11 protein-coding genes, 2 tRNA genes, 3 rRNA genes and 1 other annotated feature are annotated in these 19087 nt (G+C 34.0%); all 16 genes read right to left on the bottom strand.

What is annotated here, in order from left to right:
* Positions 1 to 19: 19 nt before the first annotated feature.
* Positions 20 to 227, bottom strand: a binding site (T-box leader).
* A 57-nt stretch (positions 228 to 284) separates the two neighbouring features.
* Positions 285 to 518, bottom strand: coding sequence for a DUF1667 domain-containing protein (locus GOM42_RS00080; RefSeq protein WP_003450903.1), 234 nt, complete (start codon positions 516 to 518; stop codon positions 285 to 287).
* 12 nt (positions 519 to 530) lie between these two features.
* Positions 531 to 1925 (bottom strand): FAD-dependent oxidoreductase, encoded by a 1395-nt coding sequence (locus GOM42_RS00075; RefSeq protein WP_003458179.1) that lies wholly within the window; start codon positions 1923 to 1925, stop codon positions 531 to 533.
* 242 nt (positions 1926 to 2167) lie between these two features.
* A complete protein-coding gene (locus GOM42_RS00070) occupies positions 2168 to 3253 on the bottom strand; it encodes a UPF0182 family protein (RefSeq protein WP_252597674.1) in 1086 nt (361 codons plus the stop codon).
* A gap of 348 nt (positions 3254 to 3601) precedes the next feature.
* On the bottom strand, positions 3602 to 4105 hold the full coding sequence (locus tag GOM42_RS00065) for an HD domain-containing protein (protein ID WP_011590026.1): 504 nt from the start codon (positions 4103 to 4105) through the stop codon (positions 3602 to 3604).
* 272 nt (positions 4106 to 4377) lie between these two features.
* Positions 4378 to 4453 (bottom strand) — tRNA-Ala (locus tag GOM42_RS00060).
* 5 nt (positions 4454 to 4458) lie between these two features.
* Positions 4459 to 4535, bottom strand: a tRNA-Ile gene (locus GOM42_RS00055).
* Between the two features lie 5 nt (positions 4536 to 4540).
* Positions 4541 to 4659: ribosomal RNA gene (gene rrf, locus GOM42_RS00050) — 5S ribosomal RNA — on the bottom strand.
* Between the two features lie 94 nt (positions 4660 to 4753).
* Positions 4754 to 7659: ribosomal RNA gene (locus GOM42_RS00045) — 23S ribosomal RNA — on the bottom strand.
* A gap of 187 nt (positions 7660 to 7846) precedes the next feature.
* A 16S ribosomal RNA gene (locus tag GOM42_RS00040) occupies positions 7847 to 9359 on the bottom strand.
* The 16S, 23S and 5S rRNA genes sit together here with 2 tRNA genes alongside, the layout of an rRNA operon.
* Positions 9360 to 9906: 547 nt before the next feature.
* The gene (gene gyrA, locus GOM42_RS00035) at positions 9907 to 12396 is read right to left on the bottom strand and encodes a DNA gyrase subunit A (protein ID WP_004456367.1); all 2490 of its coding nucleotides are present in this window, start codon (positions 12394 to 12396) and stop codon (positions 9907 to 9909) included.
* A gap of 21 nt (positions 12397 to 12417) precedes the next feature.
* On the bottom strand, positions 12418 to 14334 hold the full coding sequence (gene gyrB, locus GOM42_RS00030; RefSeq protein WP_003466052.1) for a DNA topoisomerase (ATP-hydrolyzing) subunit B: 1917 nt from the start codon (positions 14332 to 14334) through the stop codon (positions 12418 to 12420).
* 236 nt (positions 14335 to 14570) lie between these two features.
* Complete coding sequence (gene remB, locus GOM42_RS00025; RefSeq protein WP_003451015.1) at positions 14571 to 14831, bottom strand: extracellular matrix regulator RemB; 261 nt, start codon at positions 14829 to 14831, stop codon at positions 14571 to 14573.
* Positions 14832 to 14844: 13 nt separating this feature from the next.
* Positions 14845 to 15930 (bottom strand): DNA replication/repair protein RecF, encoded by a 1086-nt coding sequence (recF, locus tag GOM42_RS00020; protein ID WP_003450989.1) that lies wholly within the window; start codon positions 15928 to 15930, stop codon positions 14845 to 14847.
* A 55-nt stretch (positions 15931 to 15985) separates the two neighbouring features.
* Complete coding sequence (gene yaaA, locus GOM42_RS00015; protein WP_003470354.1) at positions 15986 to 16192, bottom strand: S4 domain-containing protein YaaA; 207 nt, start codon at positions 16190 to 16192, stop codon at positions 15986 to 15988.
* A gap of 126 nt (positions 16193 to 16318) precedes the next feature.
* Positions 16319 to 17419, bottom strand: a complete 1101-nt coding sequence (dnaN, locus tag GOM42_RS00010; RefSeq protein WP_003451044.1) for a DNA polymerase III subunit beta — start codon at positions 17417 to 17419, stop codon at positions 16319 to 16321.
* Between the two features lie 294 nt (positions 17420 to 17713).
* The gene (gene dnaA, locus GOM42_RS00005; RefSeq protein WP_003451025.1) at positions 17714 to 19087 is read right to left on the bottom strand and encodes a chromosomal replication initiator protein DnaA; all 1374 of its coding nucleotides are present in this window, start codon (positions 19085 to 19087) and stop codon (positions 17714 to 17716) included.

Genomic DNA, 19087 nt, shown 5'->3' with positions numbered 1-19087 from the left:
GGAGCCTCCATTCCCTATAAAAAGGGACGAAAAGACTCCGCGTTGCCACCCTAATTGATAAAATCAAAAAAAGATTTTATCCTCTTAAAAACTTTAACGGTTAATTCCGTACTGCTCATCACAGTCCCTCACAGGTGGATTCATGAAAATATTGTACTAGTTCACACCAAAACCACTAGCTCTCTGAAAGCAATATATAACATTACTAGCCTGATCAACGGTTTATTATTAATTTAAACATAATATATAAAAAATATACTTTAATATTTGCTTTTTGTCAATTCTTAACTATCTTTTGGTAGATTTTTTGTGCATATAATGTCTACGCCAGTATTCATTATATTTTTGCATACCACATTTCCACTTTTAGTTGGCACTCCAACGTATAATCTACTTAAAACATTTGAAAAATCAATCCACTTAGATATCTCAACTGGTTTATTACTTTTTACAGGAACTACATTATATTTTTTAGATCCTCTAACTCTTACCACACTAGTAAATATATCTTTATGCATTAAACCACCCCTTTAGACTCTATCAAATTCCTTAATTCTAGATGCCAAAACCTTGGAATTCTTTGAATCCTCAACTATTTCTGTTGGCTTTTTTTCAAGCTCTCTTGCTAATATATTTATTATTTTGCTTATACAGTAAGCTCCATGACAAGTTCCAAAGGTAGCACCTGTTCTTCTTTTTACACCCTCAACAGTTCTTGCCCCTAGTGGACGTCTTATGCAGTCTACAATTTCCCCTTCACTAATACCATTACAAAGGCATACTATCTTTCCATACCTCTTATCTAAAGATATAAGTTCATTTCTCTCCTCATTAGATAATTCTCTAAAACGATAGAATTCCCTTCTTTTATCTACAAAGTTTTTATTTAAACTACAATTTAATTTATCTATTATCTCATCACATATTATCTTAGATACAGCTGGGGCTATAGTAACCTCTCCATAGTGATTACCCATAACCTTTATATATCCCTTATTTTTTCTACTATCATCTATAATTAGTCTATCCTGATTATGATTATCATAAAAAATATCCTTAACATGTTTTCTACTAATGCTATTTATCATCTCTTTAGCTATTTTTAATGATTTCATAAATCCTAATGAATTATTTGAGTTTATTCCTATTAAAGTATCCCCATTAACAGTATTCTTTTGAATTATAAACTCCTCTTCATTTTTTAATTTAACAACTATATTTGATGTTTTCTCTTTTATTTCATCATTTAATAATAGATAATATGTTTTTAAAGCATTTTTTTGTTCATAATCCTTATCTTGATCTATAGTATAATGTTCACTTGGAGTTGTGTTTATAACAAATCTACAAGTAAATTTATTCTTATTTGTAGTTACTTTAAAGCCTTTAGCTATACTTTGAATATCTAAAACTACTTCCTCTAGTCTAAAGCTTACTCCATTATCATAAGCTATTTCAGCAAATCCTATAGCTAAATCATATGGACTTGTAACAGCTATATTTTCTGAATACATAGCTTTCTTTATTTCACCTTTATAATTAGGTTCTATTTCTCTTGCTCTTTTTTCATCAATTAAATAAATATTATTTATTCCTCTTGATTTAGCTCTCTTATAGTTCTCTTCAATTATTCTAACTGTTTCATCATTATCAGCTATAGTTAAATGTCCTACCCTCTTAAATGGAACATTTAATTTTTTAGTTATTTCAGGTAACATCATGTTTCCCATATTCTCTAAGTAACTCATTAAATTGTCCTTACATTCAGAACCGTCATATACAATTGCTGTATTAACAAAGGAAACATCATCTGCAATATCAAAATCCTTCTCTATAAGAGCTATATTTAAGTTATACTTTGATAACTCATATGCAACAGAGCATCCTATGATTCCTCCACCTAATATCAACACATCATAATCCATATGTTTCACCCCTAGCTCTTAGATATATTCCACTAAAAATTATATCATAAAATATATATACTATTGTAATCATTCCTAAAATTATAGCAATATAAAAAAAGAGTATTCAAGTAAATTTCTATAAAATCTTAATAAATTAAAATTAGAAAAATCTACTTAAAATACTCAAATTTATTTTATATAAATTACAATATAAAATTTTTAACTAGTCCTTAGTTATTTTTTAAGAACTAATAATTAATTTACTCTTGTGACATTTTGTTTAGAATATCCCCTAATTTATTTATAAACTCTCCATAAGTTGCCCAGTCACCATTTTTTTGAGCCTCTATAGCTTTATTAAATAAATCAGCAGCTTCTTTTATTCCACTGTTATCTGAAGTTATTTCATTACTATATGAAATATAAGGTTTTTCAAGTTCCATTTCATTTGGTTTAACTACAAACTGTTGAGTAAAAATGGCTACTACAGGCTCTAAAACAATAAGTACAGCAATTGATGCAATTGATATTATAATAGGTCTAAATTTAAGCTTTAAAATTGAAATAAAAACTACTATTGAAGATATTACACAAGCTACAGCTATAACCTTATAAAATATCATTGTTATTTTAACATCTGTATAACCAGCTCCATAGGATACTCCTCTAGTACTATAAACTAAATTATATGACTTTAATAAATAGCTACACCCTATAAGCAGTGATAATACTGAAGCCAAAACTGCTAGTTGTTTTCCCGCAAACTTTCTTATTCCATAAGTTTTACTATTTATATTTATAACGTTATCCTTGTTTTGATAAATTTTATCTTTAAATCCTAAAGCTAAATATATAATAACTGTTATAAGAACTAAAATAATTATTAGGGAAATAGCTGTACTAAAAAGAGACTGTACTAAAGGTAATTTAAAAACATAAAAAGATATATCCTTATTAAAAATAGGATCTACTTCTCCAAAAGGAACCGCATTAGTAAATTGAAGAATTTTATACCACTGAGTTGTGGCAGTAGCTCCAGCTCCTAATATTGATATTACTAAATTTGATAATAAAAAGTACTTCTTAACTGACTTAAACTTAGTATCACCTACCAAGCTTCTAATACTTTTTCTCAAAGTAAATAAATATATAGCTATTACACAAAAATATAAAATAAATATAGGTACAAATAACTTACATATAGCTATAAGCTTAGTAAAAAATACATTTAAATATCCTACTTCCTTAAACCATTGAACATTAATAATAAAATTAGTTGAAACGAAAAAAACTACAACTAGAAGTAAGATACTAATAAGAACTGTATTAAGTATCTTATTTTTCAAAACTTCCCCTCCTTAAATTTTGACATTTCATATATAAAATAAAACTTCACTAAAACTAAAATTCATATAAGTCTTAAATCTAAATAATATAATTTATATAGAGTTTTAATCTAAGCAATATAAGTTATATAAATCTTTAACTAAAATAATATAAGTTTATATAGAATATTCTTTAGATTATAGCTTATTTTCTAGACATAAAATTTATATGAAGTATTATCCTTATAATTAAAGTTAAAGTAAATTATTTAACTCCACAGAATATAAATTGAAATTATTTCAACATAATTTATACTGAATATTAACTTTAATAAAATTTATTTAAAAACTATGCACCTATTATTAAAATTAATTCATATCATCAGCTTCTTTTAATATACATAGCAATATGTTTTTACTAGATTTAATAGAGTGATGTCCTCTAATTGCTTCTACAAACTCCTTATCATAATCATCTTCCCTTAGATAATCAAATGCCTTATCACCATGATTATAATAAATATATATTGGTTTTATATTTTGAAATTTACTTATTCTATTTTTAGATATTTTTTTACCTAACACTAAAAATGACTTTGTCATTATATTTAAAGGATAATATAATTTTCCTATGTCATGTAATAATCCTAGCTTAGAAAAAATTTTTAATTCACTCTCTGAATTTATCCCTTTACTCTTAGCTAAATTAACACAATCTTTAGAAACCTTTATAGAATGTAACTGTTCTCCTTTTTTCAATCTCTTAAATAAACTAAACTCATAATCATTTAAGATTGATCTTACATAACTATAATCTAACTCTTTAAAATTTGCAGAAATAGCCCATAAAAATTGCTTTATTCTATACGACATCTTTAGGTATTCACCTTCTATTCTCATTAAAGATATTAATACTGTAAATTATACCATATAAAGATAATTATTATATATTATCTTTCCGTTAAAATATTTATCCACTAAATACTCTCTATATGTATATAACTTATTTGTTTTGTGTGGATAACTTGTTATTCTTTTTAAAATTTTGTGGAAAACTTTTAAGATTAGTTAAATCAATAGATTTATTTTAGATTTGAATATATTTAAGAAAAATAAAAAAACTCTAAACATTTGTTTAGAGTTTCTGGTGGAGGTAAGGAGATTCGAACTCCTGACCCCCTGCGTGCAAGGCAGGTGCTCTCCCAACTGAGCTATACCCCCAAAAATGGTGGACCTTCAGGGACTCGAACCCCGGACCTACCGGTTATGAGCCGGTTGCTCTAACCAACTGAGCTAAAGATCCATATTACCTGGCAACCACCTACTCTCCCACACAGTCTCCCGTGCAGTACCATCGGCCTCAATAGGCTTAACCTTCGTGTTCGGAATGGAAAACGGGTGTTACCCTAAAGAGCATCATCACCAGATGACATGTATATGTTATCAAATCTCTAATAATTTGTCAACATATTTTTGAAAGTTTTTGTTCTTTCAAAATTGCACATATTTAATTTACTATATTTGGTCAAGCCCTCGATCTATTAGTATCGGTCAGCTGAACATGTTACCATGCTTACACCCCCGACCTATCAACCTTGTGTTCTTCAAGGGATCTTACTAGCTTACGCTATGGGAAATCTCATCTTGAGGTTGGCTTCACGCTTAGATGCTTTCAGCGTTTATCCATTCCCGACTTAGCTACCCAGCTGTGCTCCTGGCGGAACAACTGGTACACCAGAGGTCAGTCCATCCCGGTCCTCTCGTACTAAGGACAGCTCCTCTCAAATTTCCTACGCCCGCGACGGATAGGGACCGAACTGTCTCACGACGTTCTGAACCCAGCTCGCGTGCCGCTTTAATGGGCGAACAGCCCAACCCTTGGGACCTACTTCAGCCCCAGGATGCGACGAGCCGACATCGAGGTGCCAAACCTCCCCGTCGATGTGGACTCTTGGGGGAGATCAGCCTGTTATCCCCGAGGTAGCTTTTATCCGTTGAGCGATGGCCCTCCCACGAGGTACCACCGGATCACTAAGCCCGACTTTCGTCCCTGCTCCACTTGTGGGTGTCGCAGTCAGGCTCCCTTCTGCCTTTGCACTCTTCGAACGATTTCCGACCGTTCTGAGGGAACCTTTGGGCGCCTCCGTTACTTTTTAGGAGGCGACCGCCCCAGTCAAACTGCCCACCTAACAATGTCCTGTGACCAGATTCATGGCCGCCAGTTAGAATTTCAGTACTGTCAGGGTGGTATCCCAAGGTTGACTCCACCAAGGCTGACGCCCTGATTTCCTAGTCTCCCACCTATCCTGTACAGACAATACCAAAACTCAATGCTAAGCTACAGTAAAGCTCTACGGGGTCTTTCCGTCCAATCGCGGGTAGCGAGCATCTTCACTCGCACTACAACTTCGCCGGATTTACAGTTGAGACAGTGCCCAAGTCATTACGCCATTCGTGCGGGTCAGAACTTACCTGACAAGGAATTTCGCTACCTTAGGACCGTTATAGTTACGGCCGCCGTTTACTGGGGCTTAAGTTCACACCTTCGCTTGCGCTAAGTGTTCCCCTTAACCTTCCAGCACCGGGCAGGCGTCAGCCCCTATACATCAGCTTACGCTTTAGCAGAGACCTGTGTTTTTGCTAAACAGTTGCTTGGGCCTATTCTCTGCGGCCTACTCTCGTAGGCACCCCTTCTCGCGAACTTACGGGGTCAATTTGCCGAGTTCCTTAACTGTAATTCTTCCGCCGGCCTTAGGATTCTCTCCTCACCTACCTGTGTCGGTTTGCGGTACGGGCACTACTTCTCTCTCTAGACGCTTTTCTTGGCAGCGTGGAATCATGTACTTCGGTTCCGTAGAACCTTCCCCATCACGCCTCAGCATTATGAGAGCGGATTTGCCTACTCTCACTGCCTAAACGCTTAGACTAGCATCCAATAGCTAGCACACACTATCCTCCTGCGTCACGCCATCGATAATAACGATGGTAGTGGTACTGGAATATCAACCAGTTGTCCATCACCTACGCCTTTCGGCCTCGGCTTAGGTCCCGACTAACCCTCAGCGGACGAACCTTCCTGAGGAAACCTTAGGTTTTCGGCCTGTGGGATTCTCACCCACATCTCGCTACTGATGCCAACATTCTCACTCGTAACCAGTCCACCGCTCCTTACGGTACGACTTCAGCCCGGTTACGACGCTCTCCTACCGCTTGAACATAAGTTCAAGCCCGTAGCTTCGGTGGTAAGTTTAGCCCCGTTACATTTTCGGCGCAAGATCTCTCGACTAGTGAGCTATTACGCACTCTTTTAATGAATGGCTGCTTCTAAGCCAACATCCTAGTTGTCTTAGAAATCTCACATCCTTTCCCACTTAACTTACACTTTGGGACCTTAGCTGACGATCTGGGCTGTTTCCCTTTTGACCACGGATCTTATCATTCGTAGTCTGACTGCCGAGCTCAAAGTATGTGGCATTCGGAGTTTGATAAGGTTCGGTAAGCGCTATGCCCCCTAGCCCATTCAGTGCTCTACCTCCACTACTCATACTCGACGCTAGCCCTAAAGCTATTTCGGAGAGAACCAGCTATCTCCGGGTTCGATTGGAATTTCTCCGCTATCCACAGCTCATCCCATGCTTTTTCAACAGCAACGTGGTTCGGTCCTCCACGAGGTTTTACCCTCGCTTCAACCTGGCCATGGATAGGTCACCCGGTTTCGGGTCTACGGCATGCAACTAGTCGCCCTATTCAGACTCGGTTTCCCTTCGGCTCCGTACCTTAAGTACTTAACCTTGCTACATACCGTAACTCGTTGGCTCGTTCTACAAAAAGCACCTCATCACCCTCATAAGGGGCTCTGAGCGGTTGTAGGCACACGGTTTCAGGTTCTATTTCACTCCCCTCCCGGGGTTCTTTTCACCTTTCCCTCACGGTACTGCTTCACTATCGGTCATCAGGTAGTATTTAGCCTTGGGAGGTGGTCCTCCCTGCTTCCCACAAGGTTTCACGTGTCTCGTGGTACTCTGGATCATAACTCGTGGTCTTCTCGTTTCACTTACAGGACTATTACCTTCTACGGTGGAACTTTCCAGTTCTCTTCAGTTACAATAGCCTCCACTTTTATGTTATGTCCACAACCCCGGAAACAAGTTTCCGGTTTGGGCTCTTTCCCTTTCGCTCGCCGCTACTAAGAAAATCGATTTTTCTTTCTCTTCCTCCAGGTACTTAGATGTTTCAGTTCCCTGGGTTACCTTCATTAAGCTATGTATTCACTTAATGATACATGGGGTTTCCCATGTGAGTTTCCTCATTCGGAAATCTTCGGATCTCAGGCTATGTGCGCCTACCCGAAGCTTATCGCAGCTTATCACGTCCTTCATCGGCTCCTGATGCCAAGGCATTCACCATGCGCCCTTTGTAGCTTGACCTATATTAGTTATAGTTCTCATTTTACAAAGAATAGAAATTGGTTTTGCCAATTTGGCTTGTTGTTTCTATAAATTAAATTATGTGCAATTTTCAAAGAACAATTTTGAGAGATAGTCTCTCAAAATTAAACAGAGATATTATCCAGAATTCATTGTCATCTTAGTTGTCCTAAGATGTATTCCTTAGAAAGGAGGTGATCCAGCCGCAGGTTCTCCTACGGCTACCTTGTTACGACTTCACCCCAATCGCTGACCCTACCTTCGGCCGCTGCCTCCTTGCGGTTAGCTCACGGACTTCGGGTATTGCCAACTCTCATGGTGTGACGGGCGGTGTGTACAAGACCCGGGAACGTATTCACCGCGACATTCTGATTCGCGATTACTAGTAACTCCAGCTTCATGTAGGCGAGTTTCAGCCTACAATCCGAACTGAGACTGGTTTTTAAGTTTGGCTCCACCTCGCGGTATTGCATCTCTCTGTACCAGCCATTGTAGCACGTGTGTAGCCCTACACATAAGGGGCATGATGATTTGACGTCATCCCCACCTTCCTCCTGGTTAACCCAGGCAGTCTCGCTAGAGTCCTCAACTTAATGGTAGTAACTAACGACAAGGGTTGCGCTCGTTGCGGGACTTAACCCAACATCTCACGACACGAGCTGACGACAACCATGCACCACCTGTCACCTTGTCCCCGAAGGGATTTCCTCGATTAAGAGTAATGCAAGGGATGTCAAGTGTAGGTAAGGTTCTTCGCGTTGCTTCGAATTAAACCACATGCTCCGCTACTTGTGCGGGTCCCCGTCAATTCCTTTGAGTTTTAATCTTGCGACCGTACTCCCCAGGCGGAATACTTAATGCGTTAGCGGCGGCACGGAGGTGTTGAAACCCCCACACCTAGTATTCATCGTTTACGGCGTGGACTACCAGGGTATCTAATCCTGTTTGCTCCCCACGCTTTCGAGCCTCAGCGTCAGTTACAGTCCAGAGAGTCGCCTTCGCCACTGGTGTTCTTCCTAATCTCTACGCATTTCACCGCTACACTAGGAATTCCACTCTCCTCTCCTGCACTCTAGATAACCAGTTTGGAATGCAGCACCCAAGTTGAGCCCGGGTATTTCACATCCCACTTAATCATCCGCCTACGCTCCCTTTACGCCCAGTAAATCCGGATAACGCTCGCCACCTACGTATTACCGCGGCTGCTGGCACGTAGTTAGCCGTGGCTTCCTCCTTGGGTACCGTCATTATCTTCCCCAAAGACAGAGCTTTACGATCCGAAAACCTTCATCACTCACGCGGCGTTGCTGCATCAGGGTTTCCCCCATTGTGCAATATTTCCCACTGCTGCCTCCCGTAGGAGTCTGGGCCGTGTCTCAGTCCCAATGTGGCCGATCACCCTCTCAGGTCGGCTACGCATCGTCGCCTTGGTAGGCCGTTACCCCACCAACTAGCTAATGCGCCGCGGGTCCATCTCATAGCGGATTGCTCCTTTGGTTGAATGATGATGCCATCTTTCAACGTTATGCGGTATTAATCTTCCTTTCGGAAGGCTATTCCACTCTATGAGGCAGGTTACCCACGTGTTACTCACCCGTCCGCCGCTAATCCGTTTCCCGAAGGAAACTTCATCGCTCGACTTGCATGTGTTAAGCACGCCGCCAGCGTTCATCCTGAGCCAGGATCAAACTCTCAATTTAAAAGTTTAATCTATACTCATATTACTTATAAAAGAATTGCTGGTTTATGTTAATATCTTCTGTTTAATTTTCAAAGACCATTTCTTTATCGCTCTCAAGCGACTTCTTTATTTTATCATCACTTTCGAACTTTGTCAACATTTTTCTTCAAAAAACTTTTTTAACTTATTTGCTAAGTTTTGTTTTTTGTTTTGTTGCTGTTCGTCAGCGACAAGTAATATCTTATCACATAAGGTTACATAAACATTTAGTTTATATGCTATATTATAAAATTATATTATATTTTCTATTAATTTCTTTATTTTTCTCAAAAATTCAATTATTGATACACTTGGTAAAGTTTATATTATATTTATACTATTTATTTGCTATTTATAAGTTTTTTTAGGTATTTTAATATAATAATTTGCCTAATAAAACCCTTTTTAATCTAATTTAATTTTATTTATATTTTATTATTTAACTTAAAAAATATAAATTTTAATAGAAAAATTTAAAAAATAAAAAAACTCTGATGCTAAAAGCACCAGAGTTTCATTAAAACTTATTAGTTTTCTTCATCCTTAACTTCAGTAGCTACTTCTTCTACAATTATATTTGTATCTTCCTCTTCATTAGTATCTCCAGAGATTTTAGCAATAGTTACAACAGCTTCATCTTCTAGAGTCCTCATAAGTTTAACTCCCATTGCAGATCTACTTGTAACTGAAATATCACTTACATTTATTCTTATAGCTACCCCTTGGTTATTTATAAGCATAAGCTCATCATCTTCTTTACATACAGTAGCACCAACTACTTTACCAGTCTTATCAGATACTTTATATGTTATAAGACCTATTCCACCTCTATTTTGAACTTTATATTCATCTAGGTTAGTTCTCTTACCATAACCATTTTCACTGACAACTAGTAATTTTTCGTCTTCTACAGCTATATCCATACAAACAGCAACGTCGCCTTCTCTTAAGCTTATAGCTTTAACTCCAGATGCAGTTCTACCCATAGGTCTAACATCTGTTTCATTAAATCTTATAGCATTACCGTCTTGAGTTACAAATATAATATCTGCGTCTCCATATGTTATTTTAGCTCTTAGAAGCTCGTCACCTTCTCTAAGGTTTAATGCTATTAATCCATTCTTTCTTATATTCTTGAAGTCTTTTAATGGTGTTTTCTTAACTATTCCTAGTTTAGTTCCCATAAATAAGTATCCATCTTCTTGAACATCCTTAAATGAAAGAACAGTTTGTATTTTTTCATCTGCTTCTAATGGTAATATATTTACAAGATTTGTTCCCTTAGCAGTTCTTCCTGCATCTGGTACCTCATAAGCTTTTATCTTATAAACCTTACCCTTAGTTGTAAAGAATAATAAGTTTGAGTGTGTTGATGTTACAAGTACATTTTCAACAAAGTCATCTTCTTTTGTTGTCATTGCTTGTATTCCCTTACCACCTCTCTTTTGAGCTGAGTAAACATCTGAAGATATTCTCTTAATATATCCAGTGTGAGTAAGAGTTATTACAACATCCTCTTCTTGTATTAAGTCTTCTATATCTATTTCATTTTCTTGTTTTTCTATTTGTGTTCTTCTTTCATCTGAGTACTTAGCTTTTATTTCTAGAAGCTCTTCTTTTATAACCTCTAATAATCTTTCCTCACTAGCTAAGATTGCATTTAAGTAATCTATTAACTTCATAAGCTCATTATACTCATTTTCAATCTTATCTCTTTCAAGACCAGTAAGTCTTCTAAGTCTCATTTCTAAGATTGCAGCAGCTTGCTTTTCACTTAAACTAAATCTTTCAATAAGTGTGTTTTTAGCTATTTCTGAAGTCTTAGAACTTCTTATGATATTTATAACCTCATCAATATTATCAAGGGCTATTATTAATCCTTCTAATATGTGAGCTCTCTCTTTAGCTTTATTAAGCTCAAATTGAGTTCTTCTAGTTATAACATCCTTTTGGAAGTTTATATAGTGAACTAAAACTTGTTTTAAGTTTAATACTTGTGGTTGATTATCAACTAAAGCAAGCATTATAACTCCAAATGTGTCTTGCATTTTTGTGTGTTTATATAAAAGGTTTAATGTAACATTTGGATTTGCATCTCTCTTAAGTTCTATAACCATTCTCATACCTTCTCTATCAGATTCATCTCTTAAATCTGATATTCCAGTAATTTTTTTGTCCTTAACAAGATCTGCAATATATTCTATAAGCTTAGCCTTATTAACTTGGTATGGAAGTTCAGTTACTATTATTTTATGTCTTCCATTTTCCTCTTCAATTTCAGCTTTAGCTCTTACTACTATTCTACCTTTTCCAGTTTCATAAGCAGCTCTTATTCCTGATTTACCCATTATTATTCCTGCTGTAGGGAAATCTGGTCCTTTAATGTATGTCATTAATTCTAAGCTTGTTAATTCTGGATTGTCTATAAGAGCTATAGTTCCATCAATTACCTCACCTAAGTTATGTGGTGGTATATTAGTAGCCATACCAACAGCTATACCTGACGAACCATTAACTAAAAGGTTAGGATATCTTGAAGGTAATACAACTGGTTCTTTTTCCTCACCATCAAAGTTTGGAATAAAATCAACTGTATTTTTATTAATATCTCTAAGCATTTCAGAAGCTATTTTATTCATTTTAGCTTCTGTATATCTCATTGCCGCTGCTGAGTCTCCATCAACAGAACCAAAGTTACCATGTCCGTCAACAAGCATATATCTTAAAGAGAAATCCTGTGCCATTCTAACTAATGCATCATAAACTGATGAATCACCATGTGGGTGGTATTTACCTAAAACTTCCCCAACTATTCTGGCACATTTTCTATATCCTCTTTCAGGATATAGTCCTAATTCTTGCATTGAATATAAAATTCTTCTGTGAACTGGTTTTAAACCATCTCTAACATCTGGTAATGCTCTACCAACAATAACGCTCATAGCATAATCTATGTAGCACTTTTTCATTTCTTTATTTATATCTATGGGTATTACTTTTCCCTCATTTAAGCTCATGTACTTCACCTCATATTAGTACTATATATCTAAATTGCTAACATTTTTAGCATTCTTCTGAATAAATTCTCTTCTTGGCTCTACTTTATCGCCCATAAGAATTGTAAATATCTCATCAGCTACCATAGCATCCTCAATATCTGCTCTTAATAATATTCTTGATTCTGGATCCATAGTAGTTTCCCAAAGTTGTCCTGCGTTCATTTCTCCAAGACCTTTGTATCTTTGAACATTTACACTACTATCCTTTCCACCAAACTCTTCTATTATTTCATCTGCAGCAGCATCTGAGTATGCATATCTCTCTTGTTTTCCTTTAGAAATTTTATATAGTGGTGGTTGCGCTATATAAACGTGTCCTTGCTCAACTAAGTCTCTCATATATCTATAGAAGAATGTTAATAATAGAGTTCTTATGTGAGCACCATCAACGTCAGCATCAGTCATGATTATTATTCTATTATATCTTATTTTTTCTATATCAAACTCAGGTCCTATACCAGCTCCAATTGCAGTTACCATTGATCTTATAGTATCTGAACCTAAGATTTTATCCAATCTTTGCTTTTCTACGTTCATTATTTTACCTCTTAAAGGTAATATAGCTTGGAATTTTCTATCTCTTCCTTGCTTTGCAGATCCACCAGCTGAGTCTCCCTCAACTATGTAAATTTCACATTCCTTTGGATCTTTTGATGAACAATCAGCAAGCTTACCTGGTAATGAACTTCTTTCAAGTACTGATTTTCTTGTAAGTTCTCTAGCTCTTCTTGCAGCTTCTCTAGCTCTTGATGCTAATAAAGCTTTTTCTATTATAATTTTACCAACCTCAGGATTTTCTTCTAAGAAAGTAGAAATTCCTTCTCCTGAAATTGAATCAACAGCACTTCTAACTTCACTATTTCCTAATTTAGTTTTAGTTTGACCTTCAAATTGAGGCTCAGATATTTTAACAGAAACAACAGCAGTTAAACCTTCTCTTATGTCATCTCCTGATAAGTTCTTATCTGATTCCTTTAAGTGACCAAATCTTCTACCATAATCATTCATTACTCTTGTTAAAGCAGTTTTAAATCCTGCTAAGTGAGTACCACCTTCAACAGTGTCTATATTATTAGCAAAAGTAAAGATATTTTCATTGAAACCATCATGGTATTGTAAAGAAACCTCTACAGCAATTCCATCTTTAAGACCTTCTACATAAATTGGTTCATCATGTAAAACCTCTTTATTTCTATTTAGATAACTTACAAAAGATTTTATACCACCTTCATAGTGATATACTTCTTCTTTAACTTCATCTTCTCTTTCATCAATAAGAGTTATGTTTATTCCCTTATTTAAGAAAGCTAATTCTCTAAGTCTTTGTGATAAAATTTCAAAATCATATTCAGTTTCTTCGAATATTTCATGGTCAGGCTTAAAGTGAACTTTAGTTCCACTACCTTCAGCTTCTCCTATTTTCTCTAAACCTGTAAGCACAGCCCCTCTTTTATAAGACTGTTTCCAAACATATCCATCTCTTGTTACAATTACTTCGCATAATTCTGAAAGAGCATTAACTACAGATGCACCAACACCATGTAATCCACCAGATACTTTGTATCCGCCACCTCCGAATTTACCTCCAGCATGTAGAACTGTCATTATAACTTCTACAGTTGGTTTTCCCATCTTTGGATGAATTCCTACTGGCATACCTCTTCCGTCATCAACTACAGTAACTGAATTATCCTTGTGTATGTATACTTTTATATTTTTACAGTATCCAGCTAATGCTTCATCAATACTGTTATCAACAATTTCGTAAACTAAATGATGAAGACCTCTTGAACTAGTACTACCAATGTACATTCCTGGTCTTTTTCTTACAGCTTCTAGTCCCTCTAAGACTTGAATCTGACTTGCATCATAATTTTGATTGTTTTGCTCCAACATATAACTCCTCCTATATAGCAGCAATTTACCTTTTATAGGGTCTTCCGTGAATAATCTCAAACAACTTAGTCGAAATTCCTTCAATCCTCACACTTAATGTAAACATTATTTAAGAGCTATTAATTTAAAGGCTATGGGTTAACCCTTCCCAAAATAAATGTGGCAATCCTATTTTTATAAAATCTTTTAAAAATAAATCTTTAGTAATAACCTCAAATTTATCTTAATTCAAAAATTTAAGGATTATAATTAATATCTGTACGCTTTGTTAATGTAGATGATGAAATAGGTGAAAGATATACCTTACTCATTTTATCTATCTCAGCTATAACAAAAGATTTTGGCTTTTCATCTGTAATTCTTTCAACAAAGCCATCCTCTTCAGCCATTCTTAAGAATTGTATAGTATCTGAACTATACATAGCAGTTTGTATATCGAATATTCCTATAACATCTTTAACTGGAACTACTACATTCTCTCCTAAGTGTAAAAACACAAATACTCCTCCTTTAACATTGAATACGTCCATTTATAACTCTAAATACTTTTGAGTTTTCATCTAAATAACTGGTTAGATCTTCTATTCCCGTACATGTTATTACTGTTTGTATATTTTTTATTGATGTTAAAACATATCTTTTTCTATTAAAGTCTAATTCTGACAATACATCATCTAATAATAACACAGGATATTCACCTGTTATTTCTTTTATTATTTTTAAAGATGCAAATTTTATTGTTAATACACTAGTTCTTTGCTGACCTTGTGAACCATAAATCTTTGCATCTATATTATTTAAATATATATTAAAATCATCTCTATGTGGACCTATAGATGTAGCTCTTTTATCTATATCCTTTTTTCTATTTTGTTCTAATAGTTTTATCATAGAATCTTTAATATTATCTAAATCTTTTACAGTGGAAATATATTTAAATTCAATTTCTTCTTTTCCTGAAGTTATCTCTTTATGAATTTCTTTAGAATATTTGTTTAACTGTTCTATATATTTTAATCTAGTCTTTATAATATTCTCTCCATATTGAGCCAATTGTATATCATATATGTCTAACATTTCCTCATTTATATTTTTATTCTTTAAAACTAAATTTCTTTCATGTAAGACTTTATTATATTGAACTAAATTATGATAATACCTTTTGTTTAATTGGCTAAGTTCCATATCAATAAATCTTCTTCTTATTCCAGGAGATTCTTTTACTATTTTTAAATCTTCTGGAGAGAACATAACTACGTTAAATGTTCCAATTAATTCTCCAATTTTACTTATCTTTATTGAATTTATGCTAATAGCTTTTTTTCCGTCTTTTAAAATATTCACATCTATGATTTTGTCTAATCTATCCTTATGAACATCTAACCTTATAAAAGCTCTGTCCTTATTCCACTCTATTAGCTCCTTGTCTCTATTAGTTCTGTGTGACTTAGCAAATCCACAATAATATATAGCTTCTATTACATTGGTTTTACCTTGTGCATTATCACCTATAAAGACATTTACATTAGGACAAAGCTTAATTGATAAATTTTCATAATTTCTATAATTAATTAATTGCAAACTTTTTATATACATAAAAACACCTATATTTAATTATACCATATTCTTATGTTCTTTAGGCTATGTATCTTTAAATTAACTTATAAATTTCCCCATTGAACTCTACAGTATCATCAACTCTTAATTTTTTTCCTCTTTGAGTACATACTTCACCATTTACTAAAACTTCTCCGTCCATTATGAACATTTTAGCTTCTGATCCTAAACTAACTGCTCCACACCATTTTAAAAATGAATCTAACTTTATAAACTCTGTATTAATTTTTACTTCTTGCATAATTATACACACAATGTATATTTAAAAATTACATTGTTTCTCCTTTCAAAAAAATAAAATAAAAAAATAGTCTATGGTGAGTTTAGCAATACTAAACTCACCATAGTTATAAAAATCTAATTTAAATTATCTTGCTATTCTAACAGGTAGAACTAAATATTCACATAAATCATTGTTCTTATTTCTTATAATACATGGAGATATGCTACTTGTCATTCTTAATTCTATTTTGTCCTCTTCCATATTTTTTAAAACATCTAGTAAGTATTTTGAGTTAAATGCAATTTGAATTTCATCTCCTTGCAATTTGATAGTAACCTCTTCTCTAACTTTTCCTAATTGAGAATTAGATGTGATTACTATATTTTCATCAGTTATATCAAACTTAACTAAGTTACTATTTCCTTCCTTAGCCATAAGAGATGCTCTTTCAATACCATTTTGAAGAGTTTGTTTATCAACTTCAATTTGTAACTTATGTTCTTTTGGTAATAAGGCATCATACTTTATGAATTCACCTTCCAGCAATCTAGAAATAACTTTTGTATCTCCCATATTAAATAATATGTGATTTGGAGTAAATGTTATGTTGACTATTTCCTCTGAATCTTCTAATATCTTAGCCACTTCGTTAAGTGTCTTTCCTGGTATAACAGCATTAATTGTATTGTTAGTATCTATATTCTCTGTTCTTATTGCTAATCTATATCCATCTAAAGCTACTAAGTTTAATTTAGAGTCCTTAATTTCGAATAATATACCTTGAAGAATAGGTCTAGTTTCATCTTGAGCTATGGCAAAAGAAGTTCCTTTTATCATATTTTTAAGAATTCCTTGGTTTATTGAGAATATCATGTTCTCGTTTATCTTAGGTAAGCTTGGAAAATCTTCTGCATTCATATGTAATAAATCAAATACAGACTTTTGACAAGTTATTCTTATAGCTTCTTCTGATACTGTTTCTATTTTAATTTTATCGTTAGGTAACTTTCTTATTATCTCTCCAAATATTTTAGCATCAACAACTAACTTCCCTGGTTCAGTAACATCAGCTTCAAATTTAGTTTCTATACTAACATCTTTATCTGATCCTATTATAGTTACTATGTTCTCAGAAGCTTCTATGTATAGACCTTCTAAGATAGGCATTGTTGATTTTCCAGTTATAGCTTTTTGAGCTATAGCTATAGATTCTTGTAATTTATTTTTGTCACATGTAAATATCAAAATAAAAACCCTCCTTTTAGGACTTATTCACATAAGTTATACACAGTGTGAATTTTTGCATAATAGATATATTAATAGATAATAAATATAATAATAATAGTAATAGTACCTGTGGATTTGTGGATAAAACCTGGACACCTTTGTATACCAAGGCTTACAGGGATTTTTTGCTTGTGGATAACCTGTAGATTACTGTGAACAATTATCCACAATAAAATAACAGGCAAAAAATAATAAACATAATAATTCACAGGTTATCCACAGATAATATACAGTTATTATGTACTTTGTTAATTACTTTTGAGTAAGCTTTTTAGTAATGTCATTAATCATGCTTTGGAGACCTTCATCAGTCTTTAAATTTTCAGAAATTTTTTCATAAGCATGAATTACTGTAGTATGATCTCTTCCACCAAATTCTTCACCTATTTTAGGTAAAGACATATCTGTAAGTTTTCTACTTAAATACATAGCAATTTGACGAGGATAAGCTATATTTCTAGTTCTTCTTTGAGATTTTAAATCCTCTATTCTTAAATTATAATAATTTGCTACGGATTCTTGAATAGTTTTTACTGTAACTGGAGCACTTTCTTTATTAGATATTATATCTTTAAGTGCTTCTGAAGCTAAATCAACGCTTACATCCCTATTAGTTAGAGAGGAATAAGCTATTATTCTTATAAGTGCGCCTTCTAATTCTCTTATATTTGATTTAATTTTAGTAGCTATATATACCATAACTTCATTTGGTACATTTAAGCCTTCAACATCAGCTTTTTTCTTTAGTATTGCCATTCTAGTTTCGAAATCAGGTGGTTGAATATCTGCTATTAAACCCCATTCAAATCTAGATCTTAACCTGTCTTCTAATGTAGGAATTTCCTTAGGCGGTCTATCTGATGATAGTATAATTTGTTTATTCTCTTCATGTAGAGCATTAAAGGTATGGAAGAACTCTTCTTGAGTACGTTCTTTACCTGCTATGAATTGAATATCATCTATTAATAAAACATCGACTTTTCTATATTTGTTTCTAAACTCTTCATTCTTATCATCTTTAATAGCATTAATAAGTTCATTAGTGAATTTTTCAGATGATACATAAACTACTTTTGCTTTAGGATTTTCTTGAAGAATATAATGTCCTATTGCATGCATTAAGTGAGTTTTTCCAAGTCCTACTCCTCCATAGATAAATAATGGGTTATAAGCTTTTGCTGGTGATTCTGCAACGGCTAAAGATGCTGCATGAGCAAAGCGGTTACTATTACCTATTACAAAGGATTGGAAAGTATATTTAGGATTTAATGTAGCTGACATTTCATCACTTACAACTATAGATCCATCGACATCATTTGTATTCTCTTTCTTCTCTTCTTTCTGCTTTTCCTCATTTTCTTTTTCTTCTTCTAAATCAGACTCAAGATAGAACTCTATTTTAAACTTTCTAGATGTAACTATCTTTAAAGCTTGAATTAATAAGTCTTTATATCTTGTATCTAGAATCCCTTTAGTGAATTCATTAGGAACAGAAAGTTTTAATATATTATCTGAAATTGATATAGGAGTGCAGCTTTTAATCCAAGTATTAAAGCTTATTTCAGAAATTTCTCCTTTTATTATGTTCAATGCTTGTTCCCAGAGATTATTTAGTTGGGCATCCAT

This window comes from Clostridium sp. 16K-1-R1, from assembly GCF_023921145.1.
In the GTDB taxonomy this organism is placed as follows: Bacteria; Bacillota; Clostridia; order Clostridiales; family Clostridiaceae; genus Sarcina; species Sarcina perfringens.
This window is presented reverse-complemented; position numbering and strand designations above follow the sequence as displayed.

What these genes read in the sequence shown, in the direction of transcription:
- yaaA (WP_003470354.1), bottom strand. Translation starts at nt 16,192, where the DNA reads ATGCAAGAAGTAAAAATTAATACAGAGTTTATAAAGTTAGATTCATTT.
- GOM42_RS00075 (WP_003458179.1), bottom strand. Translation starts at nt 1,925, where the DNA reads ATGGATTATGATGTGTTGATATTAGGTGGAGGAATCATAGGATGCTCT.
- recF (WP_003450989.1), bottom strand. Translation starts at nt 15,930, where the DNA reads ATGTATATAAAAAGTTTGCAATTAATTAATTATAGAAATTATGAAAAT.
- gyrB (WP_003466052.1), bottom strand. Translation starts at nt 14,334, where the DNA reads ATGTTGGAGCAAAACAATCAAAATTATGATGCAAGTCAGATTCAAGTC.
- gyrA (WP_004456367.1), bottom strand. Translation starts at nt 12,396, where the DNA reads ATGAGCTTAAATGAGGGAAAAGTAATACCCATAGATATAAATAAAGAA.
- GOM42_RS00065 (WP_011590026.1), bottom strand. Translation starts at nt 4,105, where the DNA reads ATGTCGTATAGAATAAAGCAATTTTTATGGGCTATTTCTGCAAATTTT.
- GOM42_RS00080 (WP_003450903.1), bottom strand. Translation starts at nt 518, where the DNA reads ATGCATAAAGATATATTTACTAGTGTGGTAAGAGTTAGAGGATCTAAA.
- dnaA (WP_003451025.1), bottom strand. Translation starts at nt 19,087, where the DNA reads ATGGATGCCCAACTAAATAATCTCTGGGAACAAGCATTGAACATAATA.